Source organism: Streptomyces katrae (genome assembly GCF_000717655.1).
In the GTDB taxonomy this organism is placed as follows: Bacteria; Actinomycetota; Actinomycetes; order Streptomycetales; family Streptomycetaceae; genus Streptomyces; species Streptomyces katrae_B.
Genome location: NZ_JNZY01000029.1, coordinates 49962 through 72550 on the forward strand (window position 1 = coordinate 49962; position 22589 = coordinate 72550).

The following is a 22589-nucleotide window of genomic DNA, read 5'->3' on the forward strand; positions in this document are numbered from 1 at the left end:
TCAAGACGAGGGATGGTGCGAGATGGCACGCGTACGGTACGGAGCGCGCACCGAGGCCGAGATCACGGCGTCGCGCGAGAAGAGTTCCCGGCTCCCCGACATCTGGTCCACCGGCGTGGTGGCGGTCTGGGAGAGCGACCCGGACGTGGTGGCGGCGGTGCTGCCCCCGCCGCTCAAGCCCGCCGAGCGGCCCCTCGTACGGGCCAGCATCAGCAAGGTCGACCTGCCCGGCTACCCCCTCGGCGCCGGCTCGGTGGCCGTCGCCGCGCAGCACGGCGGGGTCGAGGGCTGGTACCCGCTGGTCATGCCGATGACCCACGAGCGGGCCCTGACCGGCGGCCGCGAGGTCTTCGGCGAGCCGAAGAAGCTGGGGGAGGTCGACGTCGGGCGCGAGGGCCTCGTCGTACGGGCCTCCCTGGCCCGGCACGGGATCGCCTTCGTGGAGGTGCGCGGGGCGGTGGACCGCGAACTGCCGCTGCCCGAGCCCGCCGCCAAGACCGACTTCTACTTCAAGTTCCTCCCGGCGGTGGACGGTTCGGGCTTCGACGCCGAGCCGGTGCTCGTCCACGTCACCCGCAACGAGAAGGTCCGCAAGCTGGAACACATCACCGGTGACGTGGTCCTGCGCGAGTCGATGTTCGACCCCGTCGCCGACCTCCCCGTACGCCGGATCGTGGAGATCACCATCGGCGAGAAGACCACCGACCAGAAGGGCCGCGTCGTCGAGCGGGTCAGCGCCCAGGCCCTCCTCCCTTACATCCACCAGCGCTACGACGACCCGATGCAGATCCTCGACGGCCCGCCCGAGGGGAGCGTCTGATGCGGCTCGAACCGGGACAGGTGGCCGTCGTCACCGGCGCCGCCAGTGGCATCGGCCTCGCCATGGCCCGCCGCTTCGCCGCCGAGGGGCTGAAGGTGGTCCTCGCCGACGTGGAGGAGGGCGCCCTGCACAAGGCCGCCGACGGGCTGACCGCCGACGGCGCCCAGGTGCTCGCCCGGCCCGTCGACGTCAGCGACCGCGACTCCGTGATCGCGCTGGCCGACGCCGCGTACGACGCGTTCGGCGCCGTGCACGTGCTCTGCAACAACGCGGGCGTCGGCTCCGGCGCCGAGGGCCGGATGTGGGAGCACGAGCCCAACGACTGGAAATGGGCCTTCTCCGTCAACGTCTGGGGCGTTTTCCACGGCATCCAGGCCTTCGTCCCCCGCATGATCGCGGCAGGCGGCCCCGGCCACGTCGTCAACACCTCCTCCGGCGACGGCGGCATCGCCCCGCTGCCCACCGCCTCCGTCTACGCCGTCACCAAGGCGGCCGTGGTCACCATGACGGAGTCCCTGTACGCCCACCTCAAGGCCGAACGCGCGGCCGTCGGCGCCTCCGTCCTCTTCCCCGGCCCCCACATGCTGCGTACCGGACTGTGGGAGTCGCACCGCAACCGCCCCGGGCGGTACGCGAAGGAGCGGCCGCGCAAGACCCCGTACCGCAGCCTCGACCAGTACGAGGCCGCGATGAAGCAGGCCGGCCACGAGGTGAACTTCACCCCGGTCGAGGAGGTCGCCGAGCACGTCGTCGACGGCATCCGCGCCGACCGCTTCTGGATGCTCCCGGCGAGCGAGCACAGCGACCGGCAGATCCGTGCCCGGTCGCAATCGATGCTCGACCGCGCCAACCCCGCCTACCTGGAGAGCTTCATCCTCGACTGACTCGCCTGAGGAGAGACCGTTGACCGACAGCAGTACGTACGAAGACCCGTACCTGATCATCTCCTCCGACTGCCACGCGGGGCTGCCGACCGAGCGGTACCGCCCGTACCTCGACTCCCGCTTCCACCCCCAGTTCGACGAGTTCCTCGGCCAGCGCGACGCCCGCCGCGCCGAGGCCACGAAGCTCGGGGTCCGCAACGAGGCCTTCGCCGAGAAGTGGTTCCACGACCACGAGGAAGGCCTCAGGGGCGGCTGGGAAACGGCGCAGCGCCTGAAGGAGCTCGACGGCGACGGGGTGGCCGCCGAGGTCGTCTTCCCCGACGCCGACGCCGTGGACAGCCAGACCGCCGCGCCCTTCGGGGTGGGCCTCGGGCTCTCCGGCGACCAGGACCCCGAGCTCGGCATGGCGGGGGCGCAGGCGCACAACCGCTGGCTGGCGGAGTTCGTCTCCGAGACCCCCGAGCGGCACTGCGGGGTCGCCCTGCTGCCCATCACGGGCGAGCCGTCGAAGGTCGTCGCCGAGATCCACCGGGCCAAGGAGTCCGGGCTCGGCGCGCTGATGATCCCCGCGATGTGGGTGGACAAGGCGCCGTACCACGACCGCCGCTACGACCCCGTCTGGGCGGCCGCGGCCGAGACGCAGATGCCGATCGTCACCCACTCGGGGTCCTCGCCCCGCCACGAGTACGGCGACCACCTGGGCATCTTCGTCTCCGAGGTCACCTGGTGGCCGGCCCGCCCGCTGTGGTTCCTGCTCTGGTCCGGGGTCTTCGAACGGCACCCGGGCCTGAAGTTCGGCGTCGCCGAATCGGGCTGCTGGTGGCTGCCGAACCAGCTGTGGTTCATGGACCGGCTCTACCTCGGCGCGCACGGCGGCAAGAAGCTGTCGCCGTTCGAGGAGCTCAAGCGCCCGCCGAGCGAGTACCTGGACCGCCAGGTGTTCGTCTGCGCGACGAACACCAAGCGGCGCGAGCTCGCGCAGCGCTACGAGATCGGCGTGGACAACATCCTGTGGGGCTCGGACTTCCCGCACCCCGAGGGGACCTGGCCGGGCACCCGGACCTGGTTGAAGAACACCTTCCACGACATCCCGGTAGGCGAGACCCGCCGGATGCTGGGGCTGGCGGCGGCGGACGTCTTCGGCTTCGACACGGACGGGCTGGCCCCGATCGCCCGCCGGATCGGCCCGACCCCGGCGGAGCTGGGCCAGCCGGCCGACCAGGCTTCCGTGGAGGCCTCCTGGTCCCGCTCGCGGGAGACGGGCCGCCACTGGCTGACGGGCCAGGACTTCCCCGTCCTGGGGGTGTCCTGATGGCAGACCGCTACACGGTCATCTCGGCGGACTGCCACGCGGGCGCCGACCTGCTGGACTACAAGCCGTACCTGGAGAAGCGGTACCACGAGGAGTTCGACGCCTGGGCCGCCACGTACGTGAACCCGTACGAGGACCTCCTCGCGGACACCGCGGACCGCAACTGGAACTCCGCGCGCCGGCTGTCCGAGCTCGAGGCGGACGGCATCGTGGCCGAGGTGCTCTTCCCGAACACGATCCCGCCGTTCTTCCCCAAGGCCTCGCTGATGGCCCAGCCTCCGACGGCCGCGGAGTACACGATGCGCTGGGCGGGGCTGCAGGCCCACAACCGCTGGCTGGCGGACTTCTGTGCGGACGCACCGGGCCGGCGGGCGGGCGTGGTCCAGATCCTGCTGAACGACGTGGACGCGGCGGTGAAGGAGATCCGCCGCACGAGGGAGGCCGGCCTGACGGGGGGCATCCTGCTGCCCGGCGTCCCGCCCGGCTCCTCGGTCCCCGAGCTGTACTCGGCCGCGTACGACCCGATCTGGGCGGTGTGCGACGAGCTGGACGTCCCGGTCAACCACCACGGCGGCTCGGCGTCCCCGCCGCTCGGCGACGAACCGGCCGCCCGGGCCGTCTTCATAGTCGAGACGACCTGGTTCTCGCACCGCGCTCTGTGGCACCTCATCTTCGGCGGGGCCTTCCGCCGCCACCCCGGCCTGAAGCTGGTCCTGACGGAGCAGGGCTCCGGCTGGATCCCCGCCGTCATGGAGATGCTGGACTACTACCACGGCCGCCTGGTGAACGCGGCTGCCAAGGCGGCCACGGCGGAGTCCAAGTTCGGCGCTGGCCTGGCGGAGTCCATGGGCAAGGGCCCGAGCGAGGTCTGGCGGGACAACTGCTTCGTGGGGGCCAGCTTCATGCGCCCCCACGAGGTCCCGCTGCGGGACCGGATCGGCCTCGACAAGATCATGTGGGGCAGCGACTACCCCCACGACGAGGGCACCACCCCGTTCTCCCGCGAGGGCCTGCGCATCGCGTACGCGGGCCTCCCGCAGGACGAGGTCGCCGCGATGGCCGGCGGCAACGCGGCCCGCGTGTACGGCTTCGACCTGGCGTTGCTGGACCCGCTGGCGGCGAAGCACGGGCCGCTGGTCTCGGAGATCGCCGAGCCGTTGACGGAGATCCCGCCCGAGGCCACCAGCCCGGCCTTCGCCCGAGGGGGCTCGGTCCGGGTCTGGTGAGCCCCCGGTTCCGCCCGGGGCGGCTCAGCTCTTGTAGACGAGCCGCTCCGGCGGGATCCGCTCGGTGCCGACCACGCTCGTGCGCCGGTCCACCTCGATGACCAGCTCGTCCGTGTCCGCGAACGGCGAGAGGTCCAGCGTGCCGAGGCACTCGCGCAGGACGAGCAGCCGCAGCCCGGGCAGCTCGGTCAGCGGTTCCAGCGTCCCCTCGAACACGCACCTGATCAGCACGAGTTCGGTCAGGTGCTGGTACGGCACGAGAGCCGCGACCGACACGGGCGCGGCGTGCCGGATCTGCAGGGAGCCCAGCCCCGGCAGCGGGAGCGAGCGGACCAGCTGCCGGTACTGCAGGCTGCCCGCGATCGTCAGGTCCCTCACCCCCGGCCACCGCTCGATCCCGTCGAGGGTCATCCTGCGGACGCCCTGCCACAGGGCCAGGGACGTCAGCCCCTCGGCCGCCGGGACGTCCCCGATCCACCGCTGCGCCGGCTCGAAGCCGATGACCAGGGACTTGAGCCCGTCGACCGCCGCCAGCGGGGCCAGCGAGAGACCTTCCCGCAGGTAGCCGAAGGCGAGGCTGTCCGCCGCCAGCTCGGCGACCGCCTCGATGCCCGTGACCTCCGGGCAGTCCAGCACGCCGAGGTGCCGCAGCGTCGGATGGCCGGCCAGTGGTGCGAGATCGGTCAGGCTCGGATTGCGGTGGATGACCAGCCACTCCAGGTCCTGCCGCCCGGAGATCTCCGCCGGGACGGCGCCGTTCCACGTGAGGTGGACCCGCCGTATGTGCGGCATCCGGCCGAGCACGGCCAGCTGCTCCTGCGTGCGCACGTGCAGGTGCCCGACGCGCACGGGGGCGTCGGCCAGGACCGCGTCCGCGTACGCGTCGGTGGGGAACCGCCCCCAGGAGTCGGACAGCTCGTGGACCACGTCGTAGCGGTCGTCCCTGCGGAAACCGGCGATGACCTGGAGCGCCCGCTCCCCGCCGACCAGCGCGGCCGTACGGATGACGGCGGCGGCCTGCTGCTCGTCCAGGCCCGTCGGTCCGGGCAGCAGTTCCAGGACCAGCTCGCCCGCCTTGGCCAGCTCCTCGGCCTGCCCCACGGAGTGCGGCGGCAGCAGGTGCGCCGTACGCGCCTCCACCTCGTGCCAGACCGCGGGGTCAAGTTCCGGTGCGTGCTCCAGGCAGGCCGCGGCCAGCAGGACCAGCCGGCTGTTGTCCCGCTTGACCTTGTCGGCCCGCCTCAGGAGCTGCCGGAGCAGGCGTGCGCGCTCGTCGGGGCGGGCGTGCCCGACCGCCATGCGGACCACGTCCTCCCACGCGTCCTCGTGGGCGTTGCCCACCAGCACGCCGAAGTCCCGCGCCTCCACGGCCGCCTTGGCCCCCAGGTAGTCCTGGAAGGTGCGGTGCACGAAGTGGACCGAGCCGGGCACCGGCTCCCGGAGCAGCCCGCTGCGGATCAGCAGGTGGCGGAACACCTGCTCGGCGCCGGCCGCTCGTACCTGGGGCATGGCGCCGAGCCACTCGCCCACCATCTCCTCGGCCTCCGTGCAGGACGCCTCCACCTGGCCGTTGCGGATGAGCCAGTACGCGAGCCGCTGGAGCAGCAGGGTCTGCTCGTCCCTGCTGAGGTACACCCCCTCGACACCGGAGATGTCGCGCTCGGTGTCCCGGCGCACGAGGAGCATGTCCAGGGCGGCGTCGTACAGCTCCTTGCGCGCCCTCGGCAGGTGCATGTGCCGGTCCCGGTTCAGGGCGCACAGCAAGGCGCACATGAGCGGGTTCGAGGCCAGCCATCCGAGGTCCCGGCGGGAGCCGACGGACTGGATCAGCGATTTCTCGTACCGGTCCAGGCTGTCCCGCTCCTCCTCGGAGCCGCACTCGGCGCGGGCGGAGTCGTGCCAGTGCGTGATGAACGCGCTGACGTCGGCACGCTCCATCGGCAGCAGGGAGAGGAGGGAGAAGGCCTGCCCGGTCAGCCAGTCCTCCGGGACCGCCGACGGACGGGTGGTCACCACGTAGCGGGCGTGGGGATAGGCGGCGAGCAGGGATCTGAGCCACTCCTCCGTGCGGTTGCGGAGTTTGGACGGCACCTCGTCGACGCCGTCGACCAGGACGAGTGCCCGTCCTTCGGACAGCAGGTTCTCGACCCATCCGTCCGGGGCCCGCAGCGGCACGCCCGAGGCACGCAGCCAGTCCTCCGGCATGGGCAGGCCCTCGGGCGAGTTGAACGAGCGCAGCCGCAGGACGAAGGGGACGAGCGCGTTCCAGTGGCGCAGGCCGAGCTGGAAGCTCCGTCTCGCCGCATTCAGGGCCAGCCACTGCACCAGGGTGCTCTTGCCCGAACCCGCGGGGCCGCACAGCAGTACGCGCTCGGAAGCGCTCAGCGCCGACTCGGTCTTCATCGCAGAGTGGCGGCCCGGCTCCTCCAGCAGCTGCTCGCCCGTCACCGCCAGGCTGATGTACGCCAGGTCCAGCGGCCACTCCTGGCGGGCCTGGCCGAGGGTCAGGCCGAACAGCTGGAGGCGGCTGTGGGTTTCGGCGACGTAGCGGGCGTACTGCTCCTCGAAGGCGTAGGCCGCACCGTCCGTGCGTTCCTTCATCCGCTCCACCGCACGCGCCAGCTCGCCGCTGCGGCGGATCAGTTCCACCTCCGCGCGCGCACCGAAGCCCGGCAGGGTCGTCACGTACTCCACCGCGTGCACGCAGCACAGTCGGACCAGGTCGCGGTAGACGGCCTCGGCCGGTTCGCTCAGGCCCGAGGCCGGGGGAACCGCCGCCGCCAGCAACGCAGGGTCCAGGTCCGCCGCGAAGAGGGACTGCGCGTCCAGCGGGCCCAGCGCCGCGAAGGCGTCGCCCACCGCGTCCAGCGCCGCCAGGCGCTCGTGTTCCGGGAGGCCGCGCGTGGCCCCGCCCAGCCTGCTCGCCAGGGTCTCGGCCAGGCGGCGCACCTCCGCGGCCCCCAGCTCCGCCGGCCGGCGCCAGCGCGGGGCCGGGGCGGCCGGATCCACCGCCAGCCCGGCCCCCGGGGACCGGCTCAGCAGGGCCTTCACCAAGGCCCCCGCCGCCGTACCCGCCACCCGTAAGAGAACCGTCTCGAAGCCCGTCATCCCCTGCCCTCCCCTTGGCCCGGACATCATCGCGTGAACCGCCGGTAACCCCGATGGATACCGATCGGTAACAACCCCTAGCGGCGCCCCCGAAGCCGCTCTATGGTGCGGGCATGCCGAACCTGCCCGATGTCGTGCTGTGGTCCATACCCGCCTTTGTGCTGCTCACCGTCATCGAGGTGGTGAGCTACCGGCTCCATCCCGACGAGGACGCCGCCGGCTACGACGCCAAGGACGCGGCGACGAGCGTCGCGATGGGCCTCGGCAGCATCGGCTTCGACCTGCTCTGGAAGCTCCCGGTCGTCGCGGTCTTCACGGCGGTCTACGAACTGACGCCGCTGCGCGTGCCCTTCCTGTGGTGGACCGTCCTGCTGATGCTGCTGGTCCAGGACTTCCTCTACTACTGGCAGCACCGGCTCCACCACGTCATCCGCATCCTGTGGGCGTGCCACGTGGTCCACCACAGCAGCCGGAACTTCAACCTCACCACCGCCCTGCGCCAGCCCTGGACCAGCGCCACCACCTGGTGGTTCTACCTGCCGATGGTCGCCCTCGGCGTGCACCCGGCCGCGATCCCGTTCTGCTACGGCATCAACCTGCTCTACCAGTTCTGGGTCCACACCGAGCGCATCGGCAAGCTGCCGCGGGCCTACGAGTACGTCTTCAACACCCCCTCCCACCACCGCGTCCACCACGCCTCCCAGGGCGGCTACCTGGACCGCAACTTCGGCGGGATCCTGATCATCTGGGACCGGATGTTCGGCTCCTGGGTGGGCGAGACCGACAAGCCCGTCTACGGGCTCACCAAGAACATCAGCACCTACAACCCGCTGCGGGTCGCGACCCACGAGTACGCCGCCATCGCCCGCGACGTCCGAGCCGCCGCAGGCTGGCGCGAGCGCGCCGGACGCGTCTTCCGCGGCCCCGGCTGGCAGCCCGCCGCCGAGGCCGCCCCGGCCACAACCGCAACCGCCACAACCGCAACCGCCGCAACCGCAACCGCCGCGCCCGCTCCCGCGCCCGCCTCCGAGGCCGCGGCACCCGCCGCCGACCCGGCCGCCGTACAGGAGACCACCGCGTGAGCACCGCAGAGTCCACCGGCCGGCCCGGCCCGTCCTGGGCCGCCGACCGGGCGGTGCCCGGCCGGGACCGGTTCGGCCGCACCGCCCTCGCGTCCTTCGCCGTGGCCGCCGCCGCCGACCTCGGGTCCCTGCTGGCGGACTGGCACCTCGGACACGTCATCGCCAAGCCGCTGCTGATGCCGCTGCTCGTCGTGTACGTGATCACGCGCGGCGCGCCCCGCCTGCTGGTCGCCGCCCTGCTGTTCGGCTGGGGCGGGGACCTGGCCCTGCTCTTCGACGCCGAGGCGGCCTTCCTCGTCGGCATGGGCTCCTTCGCCGTCGGGCACGTCTGCTACCTCGTCCTGTTCGGCAAGCGGCCCGCGAACCCGCTGCTCGGGGGCGCCTACACCCTGGCCCTCCTCGGTACCGTCGCCCTGCTGTGGTCCGATCTGCCCGCGGACCTGCGGATCCCCGTGGCCGGCTACAGCCTGCTGCTGACCGCCATGGCCTTCCGCTCCGGCGCCCTCGGCCTGCGGGCCGGCGTCGGCGGTGCGCTGTTCCTGCTGTCGGACACCCTCATCGCCACCGGCGTCGCCGAATGGCCCCAGCTGCCCCGCCCCGACTTCTGGATCATGGCCACCTACCTGGCCGCCCAGTACCTGCTGGCCACCGGCGCGACCACCCGCGGAGCAGGCGTACCGTAGGACGGTCATCAGTCGTACAACGCTGAACAACCCCGAGCCGGAGGACTGCACCACCATGCGCGCCACCGTCATCCACGCCCCGCACGACATCCGCGTGGAGGAGGTGCCCGACGCTGCGATCCAGCGCCCCGAGGACGCCGTCGTCCGCGTCCTGCGTGCCTGCATCTGCGGCAGCGACCTGTGGGCCTACCGCGGCGAGGCCGCGCGCCAGCCCGGCCAGCGCATCGGCCACGAGTTCCTCGGCGTCGTCGAGGAGACCGGCTCGGCCGTCTCGGGCCTGAAGTCCGGCGACCTCGTCGTCGCCCCCTTCATGTGGTCCGACGGCACCTGCGACTACTGCTCCGAGGGTCTGTACACCTCCTGCGTGCACGGCGGTTTCTGGGGCTCCGTCGGCTTCGACGGCGGCCAGGGCGAGGCCGTCCGCGTCCCGCACGCCGACGGCACCCTCGTGAAGCTGCCCGCCGCGGCCCTCTCCGACGACCACCTGCTGACCGGGCTGCTGGCGCTGTCCGACGTCATGGGCACCGGGCACCACGCCGCCCTGGGTGCGGGCGTCCGCAAGGGCTCCACCGTGGCCGTCGTCGGCGACGGGGCGGTCGGCCTGTGCGGCGTCCTCGCCGCGAAGCGCCTCGGCGCCGACCGGATCATCGCGCTGGGCCGCCACGCCGTCCGTACGGACATCGCCAAGCTGTTCGGGGCCACCGACGTCGTCGCCGAGCGCGGCGAGGCCGCCGAGGCGGCCGTGCGCGAGCTGACCGGCGGTCAGGGTGCGCACGCGGTCATCGAGGCGGTCGGCACCGAGCAGTCCATGCGCACCGCCGTGAACATCACCCGCGACGGCGGGGCCATCGGCTACGTCGGCGTCCCGCACGGCAGCGGGACCGGCCTCGACCTCGGCGTGATGTTCGACCGCAACATCAGCCTGCGCGGCGGCGTCGCGCCGGTGCGCGCGTACATCCCGGAGCTGCTGGAGGACGTGCTGAGCGGCGCGATCGACCCGGCGCCCGTCTTCGACCGGGCCGTGTCCCTGGACGAGGTCCCGGACGGCTACCGCGCGATGGACGACCGCAGCGCGCTGAAGGTGCTCATCAAGCCCTGACGGGCCCGGTGACGACGGGAAGGGCCGGCCCGGGGATTCCCCCGGGCCGGCCCTTCCGTCCGTCCAAGCGCTCGAGCGCCCCATCGTTCAGGCGTTCTGAGCGGCTACTTCACGGCCTTCAGCGCGTCCACCACGCCGTAGCCGTAGTAGCCGGTCTGGCCCCACTTGCTCTGGCAGGTGGCGGCGTCGACCAGCGCGCCCGTCGCGTCGTAGACCTTCTCCGGGCAGGCCGCCTTCGTGGCCTGGGCCTTCAGCATGGCCTGGAGCTGCGACGGCGTGGCCGACGGGTGCGCGCTCTTGAGCAGCGCCGCCACGCCCGCGACGTGCGGTCCGGCCATCGAGGTGCCCTGCTTGTAGCCGTAGCCGCCGCCCGGCAGGGTGGACAGCACGCGGCCGTTGGCGTCCGGCGTGGCCGGAACCTGCCACTTGTCTCCGCCGGGGGCGGCGACGTCGACCACGCCCAGCCCGAAGCTGGAGTAGTACGACTTGAAGCCCTGGTCGCCGGTCGCGCTCACCGTGACCACACCCGGGAGCTGGGTGGGCAGGTCCAGGCAGACGTGCGGGTCGATCGTGCGCGGCACCGGGGTGCCGTCGTCCGGGCTGGTGTCGTCGACGATCGCGTTCGACGCGAGGTCGTGGTTCGAGTTGCCGGCCGAGGCCACGCTGAGGACGCCCTTGCGCTCGGCGTACTTCGTCGCCCGGCCGAGGGCCTCCACCAGCGCCTTCTGGTCGTCGTCCGCCTTGCAGTTGTAGAGCCAGGGGTCGACGTAGTAGCTGTTGTTGGTCACCTCGATCCCCTTCTCGGCGGCGAACATGAAGCCGCAGACGACCGCCTCGGTGAAGAACAGGCTGGTGCCCGGCTCGCTCACCTTGATCGCGGCGACCTGCACGCCCGGCGCGACGCCCGAGATGCCGACGCCGTTGCGCGCGGCCGCGATGGTGCCGGCCACGTGCGTGCCGTGGTCGCTGCCGTCGGCGTACGGGCGCCACGCTCCCTCGGTGGTGTCCGCGACGCCGCCCACACAGTTGGCCGACTGGCCCTTGGAGAAGTTCGCCGCGAGATCCGGGTGGGTGTCGTCGACACCCGTGTCGATGACGCCCACCGTGACGTCCCGGCTGCCATCGTTGATCTTGTGCGCCTGATCGGCCTTGATCGCCCGCAGGTCCCACTGGTTGGGCTCCAGCGGCTCCTGACCGTCCGTGGCGGCCGATGCCGCCTTGGCGGCGTCCGCCGTGCTCAGCTTCTGCGTCGTGCCCTCCTCGGTGGTCTGCACCGGCTGGAGGGGGGCCGTCCGGGTGGCGCCGACCGACACGAACAGGCCGCGCTGCGCGCGCAGCTGCTTGGCGAAGTCCGGGTTCTGGGAGTGTGCGACGACGACCCCGATCTGCTCATAGGACGTCACCACCGTTCCGCCGGCCCGCTCGATGGCCTTCTGCGCGGCCTTCACCGTGGTGTACGTGCTCAGGTTCGCGACGTACGACAGTTTGGGGCCGGTGGTGTCGGGCTTCGCCGCGGCCGCCGTACCCGCCGTGTTGCCCAGCGGGGCGGCGGAGGCCGCGACCGAGGGCAGGAAGGCGAGCGAGGCGGTGAGCGCCAGGCCGACCGGTACGGCAATGCGCCGGCGGCCAGGTCCCAGATGAGCCATGGGTTCTCCACATCATCCGTGAAAGAGCCGTCCGCGCGTGGTCGCGCAGGACGACGGGTTCATGACAGGTGAACCTAGTGCCGCCGTTCGCCTTTGCGCCATCAGTTCGAGAAATCAGTTTCGGAAGAATCGACGGGTGTTGAACCGTCCCGCCGCGCCGGCCGTGCCGTTGGGCAGGGGGACTCAGCGCCACCGTCCCCCACACGGAGGTTGTTTTGTCCGTCGTCCCCACCGCACCCGCGTCACAAGGAGAACCCCCCGTGACCACCGAAGCAGCGCCGCCGCACGGCAGCGCGGGAACATCCACGGCGAGCCCCACGGCCGAAGAGTTCACAGCCGTCCAGCAGAGCGCCGAATTCGCCGAACTGCGTGGTTCCTACCGCTCTTTCGCCTTCCCGCTCACCGTGGCCTTCATCGCCTGGTACCTGCTCTACGTCCTGCTTTCCAGCTACGCCGGCGGCTTCATGGGGACCAAGCTCTTCGGCAACATCAACGTCGCCCTCGTGCTCGGCCTCGCCCAGTTCGCGACGACCTTCCTCATCGCCTGGCTGTACTCCCGGCACGCCGCCTCGAAGCTCGACCCCAAGGGTGCGGCGATCAAAGCGCGGATGGAGGCCGGCGAATGAGCGACACCCTCCCCCTCCGGCTCGCGGCGAACACCGCCGCCGGGGCCACCGAGCACCGGCCGCTGATCATCACCCTGTTCGGGCTGTTCGTCGTCGCCACCCTCATCATCACGATCTGGGCCGGCCGCCAGACCAAGGGCGCCGCCGACTTCTACGCGGGCGGCCGCCAGTTCACCGGCTTCCAGAACGGCCTCGCCATCTCCGGCGACTACATGTCCGCCGCGTCGTTCCTCGGCATCGCCGGCGCCATCGCGCTCTTCGGCTACGACGGCTTCCTCTACTCCATCGGCTTCCTCGTGGCCTGGCTGGTCGCCCTGCTGCTCGTCGCCGAGCCGCTGCGCAACTCCGGCCGCTACACGATGGGCGACGTCCTCGCGTTCCGGATGCGCCAGCGGCCGGTCCGCACCGCCGCCGGCACCTCGACCATCGTCGTCTCGATCTTCTACCTGCTCGCCCAGATGGCCGGCGCCGGCGTGCTCGTCTCGCTGCTCCTCGGCATCACCAGCGACGGAGGCAAGGTCGCGGTCGTCGCGCTGGTCGGCGTGCTGATGATCCTCTACGTCACCATCGGCGGCATGAAGGGCACCACCTGGGTACAGATGATCAAGGCCGTGCTGCTCATCGCGGGCGCCCTTCTCATCACCTTCCTGGTCCTGCTGAAGTTCAACTTCAACATCTCCGACCTGCTGGGCAAGGCGGCCGAGAACAGCGGCCAGGGCACCAAGTTCCTGGAGCCCGGTCTCAAGTACGGCAAGGACGCGACGACGAAGCTGGACTTCATCTCGCTCGGCATCGCCCTGGTCCTCGGCACCGCCGGCCTGCCGCACATCCTGATCCGCTTCTACACGGTTCCCACGGCCAAGGCCGCCCGCAAGTCCGTGAACTGGGCCATCGGCATCATCGGCGCCTTCTACCTGATGACCATCGCCCTCGGCTTCGGCGCCGCGGCCCTGCTCAAGCGCACCGACATCATCGCCTCCAACAAGGCCGGAAACACCGCGGCCCCACTGGTCGCCCAGGAACTCGGCGGCGGCGCGGGCTCCACCGGCGGCGCCGTCCTGCTCGCCGTGATCTCCGCGGTCGCGTTCGCCACCATCCTCGCGGTGGTGGCCGGGCTCACCCTCGCCTCCTCCTCGTCCTTCGCCCACGACCTGTACGTGAACGTCATCCGCAAGGGCAAGGCCACCGAACAGGAGGAGGTCCGGGCGGCCCGCTGGTCCACGGTCGTGATCGGCGCCGTCGCCATCGGCCTCGGGGCCCTGGCCCGCGACCTCAACGTCGCCGGCCTCGTCGCCCTGGCCTTCGCGGTCGCCGCCTCCGCCAATCTGCCGACCATCCTGTACAGCCTCTTCTGGAAGCGGTTCAGCACCCAGGGCGCGCTCTGGTCGATCTACGGCGGCCTCGTCTCCGCGGTCGTCCTGGTGCTCTTCTCGCCGGTCGTCTCCGGAAAGCCCACCTCGATGTTCAAGGACGCCGACTTCTACTGGTTCCCCCTGGAGAACCCGGGCATCGTCTCCATCCCGCTCGGCTTCCTGCTGGGCTGGCTGGGAACCGTCCTGTCGAAGGAGAAGGCCGACCCCCAGAAGTTCGCGGAACTCGAGGTGCGCTCCCTTACCGGAACGGGCGCGCACTGAGACCGTGCTCATGTGACATGGGCCGAACACACAGCGTGGCCGCGTCGTACTTCCGTACGATGCGGCCACGTCGCGTCTCGTTCATTTGGGCATCCCTACGCCTCACGCGCGTCGCGTAGGCTCGATTACGGCGCCAGGCGTTTCTCCGAGGTGGCGCGAACCTCTACGAACCGGACAGGGGAGGGGGCCTGAAATGCTTCTCGACACTTTTGGCCGCGTGGCCACTGACCTGCGCGTCTCACTCACCGACCGGTGCAACCTGCGCTGTACGTACTGCATGCCCGAGGAGGGTCTGCAGTGGCTCGGGAAATCGGACCTGCTGAGCGACGACGAGATCGTCCGGCTGATCCGGATCGCCGTCACGCAGCTCGGGATCACCGAGGTCCGCTTCACCGGCGGCGAGCCGCTGCTCCGCCCCGGACTGGTGGGGATCGTCGAGCAGTGCGCGGCCCTGGAGCCCCGCCCCAAGATGTCCCTGACCACCAACGGCATCGGACTCAAGCGCACCGCGCAGGCGCTCAAGGCCGCCGGCCTGGACCGCGTGAACGTTTCGCTGGACACCCTGCGGCCCGAGGTCTTCAAGACCCTCACCCGGCGTGACCGGCACCGCGACGTCATCGACGGCATGGCCGCCGCCCGCGAGGCCGGTCTGACCCCCGTCAAGGTCAACGCCGTCCTGATGCCGGGCCTGAACGACGACGAGGCCCCCGACCTGCTCGCCTGGGCCGTGGAGAACGAGTACGAGCTCCGCTTCATCGAGCAGATGCCGCTCGACGCCCAGCACGGCTGGAAGCGCGACGGCATGATCACCGCCGGGGACATCCTCGCGTCGCTGCGCACCCGCTTCGCGCTCACCGAGGAAGGCGCCGAGGAGCGTGGCTCCGCCCCGGCCGAGCGCTGGCTGGTCGACGGCGGCCCGGCCACCGTCGGCGTGATCGCCTCGGTGACCAGGCCCTTCTGCAGCGCCTGCGACCGCACCCGGCTCACCGCCGACGGCCAGGTCCGTACGTGCCTGTTCGCCACCGAGGAGTCGGACCTGCGCGGAGCCCTGCGCTCCGGCGCCCCGGACGAGGAGATCGCCCGCCTGTGGAAGGTGGCGATGTGGGGCAAGAAGGCCGGGTCCGGTCTCGACGACCCGTCCTTCCTGCAGCCCGACCGCCCGATGTCCGCGATCGGCGGCTGAGGGCCCCGGCCCGGGCGGCTCGAGGCGCGCCCGGGCGGTCAGAGTCGCTCGGAGCCCTCCGGCTGGACCCACTCGTCGAGCTTCACGACGTCCTTGAGGAAACCGCGGACCCCCAGGAACTGGGAGAGGTGTTCGCGGTGTTCCCCGCACGCCAGCCAGGTCTTGCGGCGCTCCGGGGTGTGCAGCTTCGGGTTGTTCCACGCCAGGACCCAGACGGCCGCGTCGCGGCAGCCCTTGGCCGAACAGGTGGGCGCGTCCACGGATTGCGCGGAGCCGGCGGATTCGGGGGAGTCAGGGGAGTTCACGCCTCAACCCTACAAACCCCTGTCACGGAAGGGCGACGCCGAGCAGCCACGGGGGGAGCTGCCCGGCGTCGGTCCGTCGCTCCGACGGGGGATGCGGAGCGCGTAGGCAGTATGTCACGCAGGACCCGGTGCGGTGCACCGGAACTTCATGATTGATCTGAGCTTTTATTGAGGTTTCCCGTGTTCAGTGCCGGACGCACAGGTGACGGGATGAAGTGCGAGGGCAGCGAGGGGGTCGATTCGCGCCCCGCGTTGGCGATGACCACGGCCACGTACGGCAGCAGCGCGCCCGCGATGAGCGTCACGATCGCCACGTGACGTTCCACGTTCCACAGGATCACCGTCGCCAGGACCGACAGCGTCCTGATCGACATCGAGATGACGTACCGGCGCTGCCGTCCCCGTACGTCCTCGTCGAGGCCCATCCGGGCTCCGGTGATCCGGAAGACCTCGGCCCCGTTCCGCTTCTTCCGCTCCACGCTCCACCGCCCGATCCGCCGGCCGGACACTTCCCGGTCCGGATCCTCCCACCGTACGCCGCCGGTCCCGTGGCGAGGAGAGGGGGTGTCCCCCGAACGGGGCCGTCCGAAATGCGCAGTACGCCGGACGGGTTGAAACTGGGCCCACATGCGCACAACGCGCCACGAGGAGGCTCGACATGTCATGGTTGTGGGCGATCATCGTCGGTTTCGTGCTGGGCCTCATCGCCCGGGCCGTCCTGCCGGGCAAGCAGCATCAGCCCCTCTGGCTGACCACCCTGTTCGGCATCGCCGGCGGCATCCTCGGCAACGCCGTCGCGGGGTGGATCGGCGTAGAGGAGACCAGGGGGATCGACTGGACCCGGCACCTGCTGCAACTTGCCGGAGCGGTGCTGATCGTGGCGCTCGGCGAGATGGTCTACAAGTCGCTCAAGGGCGGCAGCAAGCAGATGACCTGAGGGCGGCACGACGGAGGGGCCGGCCGGGCGTGGTGTCCGCACCGGCCCCTCCGCCCGCGCTCAGGTGTCAGGCCCCGGGCGTCAGCCCGTGACCTCGACCGCCGCCAGGTTCTTCTTGCCGCGGCGCAGCACCAGCCAGCGCCCGTGCAGCAGGTCCTCCTTGGCGGGGACCGCGTCCTCGGCGGTGACCTTCGCGTTGTTCACGTAGGCACCGCCCTCCTTCACGGTCCGGCGGCCGGCCGACTTGCTCGCCACCAGCCCGGTCTCCGCGAACAGGTCGACCACCAGGCCGGGCTCGGCGACCTTCGCGTGCGGCAGCTCGGACAGGGCCGCGGCCAGCGTGGCCTCGTCCAGGTCCGCCAGCTCGCCCTGGCCGAACAGCGCCTTCGACGCGGCGATCACGGCCGCGCACTGGCCGGCGCCGTGCACCAGGGCGGTCAGCTCCTCCGCCAGTGCCTTCTGGGCGGCGCGCGCCTGCGGCCGCTCGGCGGTCTGCGCCTCGAGCTCCTCCAGCTCCTCGCGGGACTTGAAGGAGAGGATCCGCATGTAGGTGGAGATGTCCCGGTCGTCCACGTTCAGCCAGAACTGGTAGAACGCGTACGGAGTGGTCATCTCCGGGTCCAGCCAGACGGCCCCGCCCTCGGTCTTGCCGAACTTGGTGCCGTCCGCCTTGACCATCAGCGGGGTCGCCAGCGCGTGCACCTGCGCGTGCGGCTCCAGGCGGTGGATCAGGTCGAGACCGGCCGTCAGGTTGCCCCACTGGTCGGACCCGCCCTGCTGCAGGGTGCAGCCGTAGCGCCGGTAGAGCTCCAGGAAGTCCATGCCCTGGAGCAGCTGGTAGCTGAACTCGGTGTAGCTGATGCCCTGGTCGGACTCCAGCCGCCTGGCGACCGAGTCCTTCGTCAGCATCTTGTTGACGCGGAAGTGCTTGCCGATGTCCCTGAGGAACTCGATGGCGGACATGCCCGCCGTCCAGTCCAGGTTGTTCACCATGACCGCCGCGTTCTCGCCCTCGAAGGACAGGTACGGCTCGATCTGGGCGCGCAGCCGGCCCACCCAGTTGGCGACGGTCTCCGGGTCGTTCAGGGTCCGCTCGGCGGTCGGCCGGGGGTCACCGATCTGCCCGGTGGCCCCGCCGACCAGCGCCAGCGGCCGGTGCCCGGCCTGCTGGAGCCGGCGTACGGTCAGCACCTGTACGAGGTGTCCCACGTGCAGCGAGGCAGCCGTCGGGTCGAAGCCGCAATAGAAGGTGACCGGACCGTCCGCGAACGCCTTGCGCAGCGCTTCTTCGTCGGTGGACAGGGCGAACAGCCCGCGCCACTTCAACTCGTCGACGATGTCCGTCACGGTTTCTCGACTCCTTCGAATGGTTTGCGTCGCGCCAAGGATTCAGTCTAGGTGGATCAGACGCCCTTGCTGACCGAGCTCATGTTGAAGTCCGGGATCCGCAGCGCGGGCATCGCGGCCCGGGTGAACCAGTCGCTCCACTCGCGCGGCAGGGTCTTCTCGGTCCGGCCCGCCTCCGAGGCCCGCGACAGCAGGTCCACCGGCGACTCGTTGAACCGGAAGTTGTTCACCTCGCCGACGACCTGGCCGTTCTCCACCAGGTACACGCCGTCCCGGGTCAGGCCCGTCAGCAGCAGCGTCGCCGGGTCGACCTCGCGGATGTACCAGAGGCAGGTCAGCAGCAGGCCCCGCTCGGTGGCCGCCACCATCTCCTCCAGCGACTTGTCGCCGCCGCCGTCGAGGATCAGGTTCCCGAAGCCGGGCGAGACCGGCATCCCGGTCATGGCCGCGCTGTGCCGGGTCGTGGTCAGCCGGGCCAGCTGCCCGTCCCGGATCCACTCGGTCGCCGGGACCGGCAGGCCGTTGTCGAAGACCGAGGCGTCGTCGCCCGAGCTGTGCGCGATCACGAACGGCGCGGACTCCAGGCCCGGCGCGTTCGGGTCGCTGCGCAGCGTCAGCGGCAGCTCGGACAGCTTTTCGCCGAGCCGGGTGCCGCCGCCGGGCTTGGAGAAGACCGTCCGGCCCTCCACCGCGTCCCGGGCCGCCGCGGACCACATCTGGTAGATCAGCAGGTCGGCCACGGCCGTCGGCGGCAGCAGGGTCTCGTACCGGCCGGCGGGCAGGTCGAAGCGCCGCTCCGCCCAGCCCAGGCGTACGGCCAGCTCCGCGTCGAGCACGGTCGGGTCCACGTCCTTGAAGTCCCGGGTGGAGCGGCCGGCCCAGGCCGAGCGCTGCCGGTCCGGGGACTTCGCGTTGAGCTCCAGGGTCCCGTTCGGCTGGTCGTGGCGCAGCCGCAGCCCGGTCGAGGTGCCGACGTACGTGGAGACCAGCTCGTGGTTGGCGAAGCCGTACAGCTCCCGGCCCCCCGCGCGGGCCCGGGCGAAGGCCTCGCCGAGGGCCGGGGCGAAGTCCGCGAAGACCGCCGAGCTCGTCTCGGCCGGGGCGTCGGTGAAGTCCGGCGAGGACGGGGTGCCGGTGACCAGCGGCTGGGCGTCCTCCGCCGGGCCTGCGCCCCGTGCGGCGGCCTCGGCGGCCCGGACCAGCGGCTCCAGGTCCGCGGTGGTCACGGCAGAGCGCGACACGACCCCCGAGGCCGTGCCCTCCTTGCCGTCCACCGTCGCGATGACCGTCAGGGTCCGGCCGCGGGTGACGCCGTTGGTGGTGAGCGCGTTGCCCGCCCAGCGCAGATTGGCCGTCGACTCCTCGTCGGCGATGACGACGCAGCCGTCGGCGGTGGACAGCTCCAGCGCGCGCTCGACGATCTCGTGGGGACTCGTACGGCTCATCGGCCGGCCTCCTGCGTGGTGTTCAGGATGTTCACGTCGCGGAACAGCGCGGACGGGCAGCCGTGCGAGACCGCCGCGACCTGGCCCGGCTGGGCCTTGCCGCAGTTGAAGGCACCGCCCAGCACATACGTCTGCGGCCCGCCGACCTTCTCCATCGACCCCCAGAAATCGGTGGTCGTGGCCTGGTAGGCGACGTCGCGCAGCTGCCCGGCCAGCCTGCCGTTCTCGATCCGGAAGAACCGCTGCCCGGTGAACTGGAAGTTGTAGCGCTGCATGTCGATCGACCAGGAGCGGTCGCCGACGACGTAGATGCCGCGCTCCACCCCGCCGATCAGGTCCTCGGTGGACAGCCCGCCCGGATCCGGCTTGAGCGAGACGTTCGCCATCCGCTGGACGGGCACGTGCCCGGGGGAGTCGGCGAAGGCGCAGCCGTTGGAGCGGCCCAGGTCGGTGAGCTTCGCGATCCGCCGGTCCAGCTGGTAGCCGACCAGGGTGCCGTCCTTGACCAGGTCCCAGCTCTGGGCCTGGACGCCCTCGTCGTCGAAGCCGACGGTGGCGAGCCCGTGCTCGGCGGTGCGGTCACCGGTCACGTTCATGATCGAGGAGCCGTACTTGAGCGTGCCGAGCTGGTCGAACGTGGCGAAGGAGGTCCCCGCGTACGCCGCCTCGTAGCCCAGCGCCCGGTCGAGCTCGGTGGCGTGGCCGATGGACTCGTGGATGGTGAGCCACAGGTTCGACGGGTCCACGACCAGGTCGTAGCGCCCGGCCTCGACGCTCGGCGCCCGCATCTTCTCGGCGAGCAGTACGGGGATCTGCTCCAGCTCGGCGTCCCAGTCCCAGCCGGTGCCGGTCAGGTACTCCCAGCCGCGCCCGGCCGGCGGGGCGATGGTGCGCATCGAGTCGAACTCGCCGGTGGTGGCGTCCACGGCGACGGCGGTGAGCTGCGGGTGGATCCGCACGCGCTGCTGCGTGGTCATGGTGCCGGCGGTGTCGGCGTAGAACTTGTTCTCGTGCACGGCGAGCAGCGAGGCGTCGACGTGCGCCACGCCGTCGGCGGCCAGCAGCCGGGAGCTCCAGTCGGCGAGCAGGGCCGCCTTCTCGGCGTCCGGCACCTCGAAGGGGTTCACGTCGTACGCGGAGATCCACGTCTTGTCGGCGTGCACCGGCTCGTCGGCGAGCTCGACCCGCTCGTCGGAACCGGCGGCCTTGATGACCTGGGCGGACAGCTTCGCCATGGCCACGGCCTGCGAGGCCACCTTGGCGGCGCCGTCCATGGTCAGGTCCACACCGGAGGCGAACCCCCAGCTGCCGCCGTGCACCACGCGGACCGCGTACCCGAGGTCGGTGGTGTCGGAGCCGCCGGAGGGCTTGGCGTCCCGCAGCCGCCAGGAGGCGTTGCGGATCCGCTCGAGCCGGAAGTCGGCATGGTCGCAGCCCAGCGCGCGGGCCCGGGCGAGCGCCGCGTCGGCGAGCGCCCGGAGGGGCAGCGCGGTGAAGGCCGCGTCGATGGAATGGGGCACGGAAGTCCTCCCGGAGTCGGGGCCGGTCGCCTCGATCATGTCGCGCTCGGGGCGCTTGTGCCTACATCTTTCTGTAGGGACTCGACAGACCCCGTACCGAGGCCCTGTGGGAGATCGATTCTGCGCACGGGCGGCCGGGCCTATAGGTTTTTGGTAATCAGACCGCTAGTCGAAAGGGTGATCCGTTGAGCCGCTCGGTTCTCGTCACCGGAGGAAACCGGGGCATCGGCCTCGCCATCGCCCGAGCCTTCGCGCAGGCCGGCGACAAGGTCGCGATCACGTACCGGTCGGGTGAGCCGCCACAGGAGCTCACCGCGCTCGGCGTACTGGCGGTCCGCTGCGACATCACCGACTCCGAGCAGGTGGAGCAGGCCTACAAGGAGATCGAGGACGCGCACGGCGCGGTCGAGGTGCTGGTGGCCAACGCCGGCATCACCAAGGACACGCTGCTGATGCGCATGTCCGAGGAGGACTTCGCCTCCGTCGTCGACACCAACCTCACCGGCACCTTCCGTGTGGTCAAGCGCGCGAACCGTGGCATGCTCCGTGCCAAGAAGGGCCGCGTCGTCCTGATCTCCTCGGTCGTCGGGCTGCTGGGCTCGGCGGGCCAGGCCAACTACGCAGCCTCCAAGGCCGCGCTGGTCGGCTTCGCCCGCTCGCTCGCCCGTGAGCTCGGTTCCCGCAACATCACCTTCAACGTCGTGGCCCCCGGTTTCGTGGACACCGACATGACGAAGGTGCTCACCGACGAGCAGCGTGCGGGCATCGTGGGCCAGGTGCCCCTGGGCCGCTACGCGCAGCCCGAGGAGATCGCGGCAGCCGTGAGCTTCCTGGCGTCCGACGACGCCGCGTACATCACAGGAGCCGTCATTCCCGTTGACGGCGGATTGGGCATGGGTCACTGATCACCATGAGCGGAATTCTCGACGGCAAGCGCATCCTCATCACCGGGGTGCTGATGGAGTCGTCCATCGCCTTCCACGCCGCCAGGCTGGCCCAGGAGCAGGGCGCCGAGGTCATCCTCACCGCGTGGCCGCGCCCGACGCTGACCGAGCGCATCGCCAAGAAGCTGCCCAAGCCGGTCAAGGTGATCGAGCTCGACGTCACCAACGACGAGCACCTGGCCCGCCTGGAGGGCCTCGTCCGCGACGAGCTCGGCGGCCTCGACGGTGTCCTGCACTCCATCGGCTTCGCGCCGCAGGACGCCCTCGGCGGCAACTTCCTGAACACCCCGTTCGAGTCGGTCGCGACCGCCATGCACGTCTCGGCGTTCTCGCTGAAGTCGCTGACGATGGCCTGCAAGCCGCTGTTCCCGGCGGAGGGCGCGGCCGTCGTCGGCCTCACCTTCGACGCGCAGTTCGCCTGGCCGCAGTACGACTGGATGGGCCCGGCCAAGGCCGCGCTGGAGGCCACCAGCCGCTACCTCGCCCGTGACCTGGGCAAGGAGAACATCCGCTGCAACCTGGTCTCGGCCGGTCCGCTCGGCTCGATGGCCGCGAAGTCCATCCCGGGCTTCTCGGACCTGGCGGACGTCTGGAACTCCCGCTCGATGCTGGAGTGGGACATGAGCGACCCGGAGCCGACCGGCAAGGCCATCGTCGCCCTGCTGTCGGACTGGTTCCCGAAGACCACCGGCGAGATCGTCCACGTGGACGGCGGCCTGCACGCGATGGGTGCCTGAGCGAGGCACTCGTACGTCCGTACGGCGGCGGCCGCGTCTCCCTTCCGGGAG

20 protein-coding genes are annotated in these 22589 nt (G+C 71.2%); 13 read left to right on the forward strand and 7 right to left on the reverse strand.

Translation table 11 applies throughout. The features are described from left to right. The first annotated feature begins 22 nt into the window (after nucleotides 1–22). From IF09_RS0128945 to IF09_RS0128960, 4 genes are read left to right on the forward strand one after another with little or no spacing between them, the layout of a single operon-like run. Nucleotides 23–820, forward strand: coding sequence for an acetoacetate decarboxylase family protein (locus tag IF09_RS0128945; protein ID WP_030300537.1), 798 nt, complete (start codon nucleotides 23–25; stop codon nucleotides 818–820). After that, nucleotides 820–1704: an SDR family NAD(P)-dependent oxidoreductase gene (locus IF09_RS0128950; protein ID WP_030300542.1), complete on the forward strand. Its 885-nt coding sequence runs from the start codon at nucleotides 820–822 to the stop codon at nucleotides 1702–1704. Before IF09_RS0128945 ends, IF09_RS0128950 begins: the two co-directional genes overlap by 1 nt. A gap of 19 nt (nucleotides 1705–1723) precedes the next feature. Next, nucleotides 1724–3016 carry an amidohydrolase family protein gene (locus tag IF09_RS0128955; protein ID WP_030300544.1) on the forward strand — a complete coding sequence of 431 codons (1293 nt, stop codon included), beginning with the start codon at nucleotides 1724–1726 and terminating at the stop codon, nucleotides 3014–3016. Further along, nucleotides 3016–4242: an amidohydrolase family protein gene (locus IF09_RS0128960; protein ID WP_030300546.1), complete on the forward strand. Its 1227-nt coding sequence runs from the start codon at nucleotides 3016–3018 to the stop codon at nucleotides 4240–4242. The genes IF09_RS0128955 and IF09_RS0128960 overlap by 1 nt, the downstream gene beginning before the upstream one ends. Nucleotides 4243–4266: 24 nt before the next feature. Here IF09_RS0128960 and IF09_RS0128965 read toward each other — a convergent pair whose 3' ends face one another. After that, nucleotides 4267–7350: an NACHT domain-containing protein gene (locus IF09_RS0128965; RefSeq protein ID WP_030300548.1), complete on the reverse strand. Its 3084-nt coding sequence runs from the start codon at nucleotides 7348–7350 to the stop codon at nucleotides 4267–4269. Between the two features lie 113 nt (nucleotides 7351–7463). Between IF09_RS0128965 and IF09_RS0128970 the strand changes: the two genes are divergently transcribed. From IF09_RS0128970 to IF09_RS0128980, 3 genes are read left to right on the forward strand one after another with little or no spacing between them, the layout of a single operon-like run. Further along, entirely contained in the window at nucleotides 7464–8432 is a 969-nt protein-coding gene (locus tag IF09_RS0128970; RefSeq protein ID WP_030300551.1) for a sterol desaturase family protein, read from the forward strand. Next, the gene (locus IF09_RS0128975; protein WP_030300552.1) at nucleotides 8429–9115 is read left to right on the forward strand and encodes a lysoplasmalogenase; all 687 of its coding nucleotides are present in this window, start codon (nucleotides 8429–8431) and stop codon (nucleotides 9113–9115) included. The genes IF09_RS0128970 and IF09_RS0128975 overlap by 4 nt, the downstream gene beginning before the upstream one ends. A gap of 55 nt (nucleotides 9116–9170) precedes the next feature. Then, nucleotides 9171–10214 (forward strand): zinc-dependent alcohol dehydrogenase family protein, encoded by a 1044-nt coding sequence (locus tag IF09_RS0128980; protein WP_030300555.1) that lies wholly within the window; start codon nucleotides 9171–9173, stop codon nucleotides 10212–10214. Nucleotides 10215–10318: 104 nt separating this feature from the next. Here the strand turns inward: IF09_RS0128980 and IF09_RS0128985 are convergent, their stop codons facing one another. Next, nucleotides 10319–11860, reverse strand: coding sequence for a S8 family peptidase (locus IF09_RS0128985; RefSeq protein ID WP_030300557.1), 1542 nt, complete (start codon nucleotides 11858–11860; stop codon nucleotides 10319–10321). Between the two features lie 260 nt (nucleotides 11861–12120). On the opposite strand from IF09_RS0128985, the gene IF09_RS0128990 reads away from it, so the two are divergent. The 3 genes from IF09_RS0128990 to moaA all read left to right on the forward strand — a co-directional run bounded on the left by IF09_RS0128990 (nucleotide 12121) and on the right by moaA (nucleotide 15303). Next, nucleotides 12121–12486: a DUF485 domain-containing protein gene (locus IF09_RS0128990; protein WP_030300559.1), complete on the forward strand. Its 366-nt coding sequence runs from the start codon at nucleotides 12121–12123 to the stop codon at nucleotides 12484–12486. After that, a complete protein-coding gene (locus IF09_RS0128995; protein ID WP_030300561.1) occupies nucleotides 12483–14120 on the forward strand; it encodes a cation acetate symporter in 1638 nt (545 codons plus the stop codon). Before IF09_RS0128990 ends, IF09_RS0128995 begins: the two co-directional genes overlap by 4 nt. A 193-nt stretch (nucleotides 14121–14313) precedes the next feature. Continuing rightward, nucleotides 14314–15303: a GTP 3',8-cyclase MoaA gene (moaA, locus tag IF09_RS0129000; protein WP_030300563.1), complete on the forward strand. Its 990-nt coding sequence runs from the start codon at nucleotides 14314–14316 to the stop codon at nucleotides 15301–15303. 38 nt (nucleotides 15304–15341) lie between these two features. Here moaA and IF09_RS0129005 read toward each other — a convergent pair whose 3' ends face one another. Together IF09_RS0129005 and IF09_RS43580 are read right to left on the reverse strand one after the other, a co-directional pair. Then, entirely contained in the window at nucleotides 15342–15608 is a 267-nt protein-coding gene (locus tag IF09_RS0129005) for a hypothetical protein (protein ID WP_030300565.1), read from the reverse strand. A 146-nt stretch (nucleotides 15609–15754) separates the two neighbouring features. Beyond that, on the reverse strand, nucleotides 15755–16087 hold the full coding sequence (locus IF09_RS43580; RefSeq protein ID WP_037636280.1) for a DUF3099 domain-containing protein: 333 nt from the start codon (nucleotides 16085–16087) through the stop codon (nucleotides 15755–15757). A gap of 179 nt (nucleotides 16088–16266) precedes the next feature. Here IF09_RS43580 and IF09_RS0129015 point away from each other — a divergent pair, with 179 nt between their 5' ends. Then, complete coding sequence (locus IF09_RS0129015; RefSeq protein WP_030300569.1) at nucleotides 16267–16545, forward strand: GlsB/YeaQ/YmgE family stress response membrane protein; 279 nt, start codon at nucleotides 16267–16269, stop codon at nucleotides 16543–16545. Nucleotides 16546–16626: 81 nt separating this feature from the next. Here IF09_RS0129015 and tyrS read toward each other — a convergent pair whose 3' ends face one another. From tyrS to IF09_RS0129030, 3 genes are read right to left on the reverse strand one after another with little or no spacing between them, the layout of a single operon-like run. Further along, nucleotides 16627–17892 (reverse strand): tyrosine--tRNA ligase, encoded by a 1266-nt coding sequence (tyrS, locus tag IF09_RS0129020; RefSeq protein ID WP_030300571.1) that lies wholly within the window; start codon nucleotides 17890–17892, stop codon nucleotides 16627–16629. A 56-nt stretch (nucleotides 17893–17948) separates the two neighbouring features. Then, complete coding sequence (locus tag IF09_RS0129025; protein ID WP_030300573.1) at nucleotides 17949–19337, reverse strand: metallopeptidase TldD-related protein; 1389 nt, start codon at nucleotides 19335–19337, stop codon at nucleotides 17949–17951. After that, entirely contained in the window at nucleotides 19334–20857 is a 1524-nt protein-coding gene (locus tag IF09_RS0129030; protein ID WP_030300574.1) for a TldD/PmbA family protein, read from the reverse strand. Before IF09_RS0129030 ends, IF09_RS0129025 begins: the two co-directional genes overlap by 4 nt. Before the next feature lie 185 nt (nucleotides 20858–21042). Between IF09_RS0129030 and fabG the strand changes: the two genes are divergently transcribed. Both fabG and fabI read left to right on the forward strand, forming a co-directional pair. Continuing rightward, entirely contained in the window at nucleotides 21043–21762 is a 720-nt protein-coding gene (fabG, locus tag IF09_RS0129035) for a 3-oxoacyl-[acyl-carrier-protein] reductase (protein ID WP_030300576.1), read from the forward strand. Between the two features lie 5 nt (nucleotides 21763–21767). Further along, a complete protein-coding gene (gene fabI, locus IF09_RS0129040; RefSeq protein ID WP_030300577.1) occupies nucleotides 21768–22538 on the forward strand; it encodes an enoyl-ACP reductase FabI in 771 nt (256 codons plus the stop codon). The last annotated feature ends 51 nt before the right edge of the window (nucleotides 22539–22589 follow it).

Bases quoted from the DNA above. Each gene is read 5' to 3' on its own strand.
- IF09_RS0128945 (WP_030300537.1), top strand. From the start codon at position 23: ATGGCACGCGTACGGTACGGAGCGCGCACCGAGGCCGAGATCACGGCG.
- IF09_RS0128965 (WP_030300548.1), bottom strand. From the start codon at position 7,350: ATGACGGGCTTCGAGACGGTTCTCTTACGGGTGGCGGGTACGGCGGCG.
- moaA (WP_030300563.1), top strand. From the start codon at position 14,314: ATGCTTCTCGACACTTTTGGCCGCGTGGCCACTGACCTGCGCGTCTCA.
- fabI (WP_030300577.1), top strand. From the start codon at position 21,768: ATGAGCGGAATTCTCGACGGCAAGCGCATCCTCATCACCGGGGTGCTG.
- IF09_RS0128950 (WP_030300542.1), top strand. From the start codon at position 820: ATGCGGCTCGAACCGGGACAGGTGGCCGTCGTCACCGGCGCCGCCAGT.
- IF09_RS0129025 (WP_030300573.1), bottom strand. From the start codon at position 19,337: ATGAGCCGTACGAGTCCCCACGAGATCGTCGAGCGCGCGCTGGAGCTG.
- IF09_RS0128995 (WP_030300561.1), top strand. From the start codon at position 12,483: ATGAGCGACACCCTCCCCCTCCGGCTCGCGGCGAACACCGCCGCCGGG.
- IF09_RS0128970 (WP_030300551.1), top strand. From the start codon at position 7,464: ATGCCGAACCTGCCCGATGTCGTGCTGTGGTCCATACCCGCCTTTGTG.
- IF09_RS0128985 (WP_030300557.1), bottom strand. From the start codon at position 11,860: ATGGCTCATCTGGGACCTGGCCGCCGGCGCATTGCCGTACCGGTCGGC.
- IF09_RS0128980 (WP_030300555.1), top strand. From the start codon at position 9,171: ATGCGCGCCACCGTCATCCACGCCCCGCACGACATCCGCGTGGAGGAG.
- IF09_RS0129015 (WP_030300569.1), top strand. From the start codon at position 16,267: ATGTCATGGTTGTGGGCGATCATCGTCGGTTTCGTGCTGGGCCTCATC.
- IF09_RS0128960 (WP_030300546.1), top strand. From the start codon at position 3,016: ATGGCAGACCGCTACACGGTCATCTCGGCGGACTGCCACGCGGGCGCC.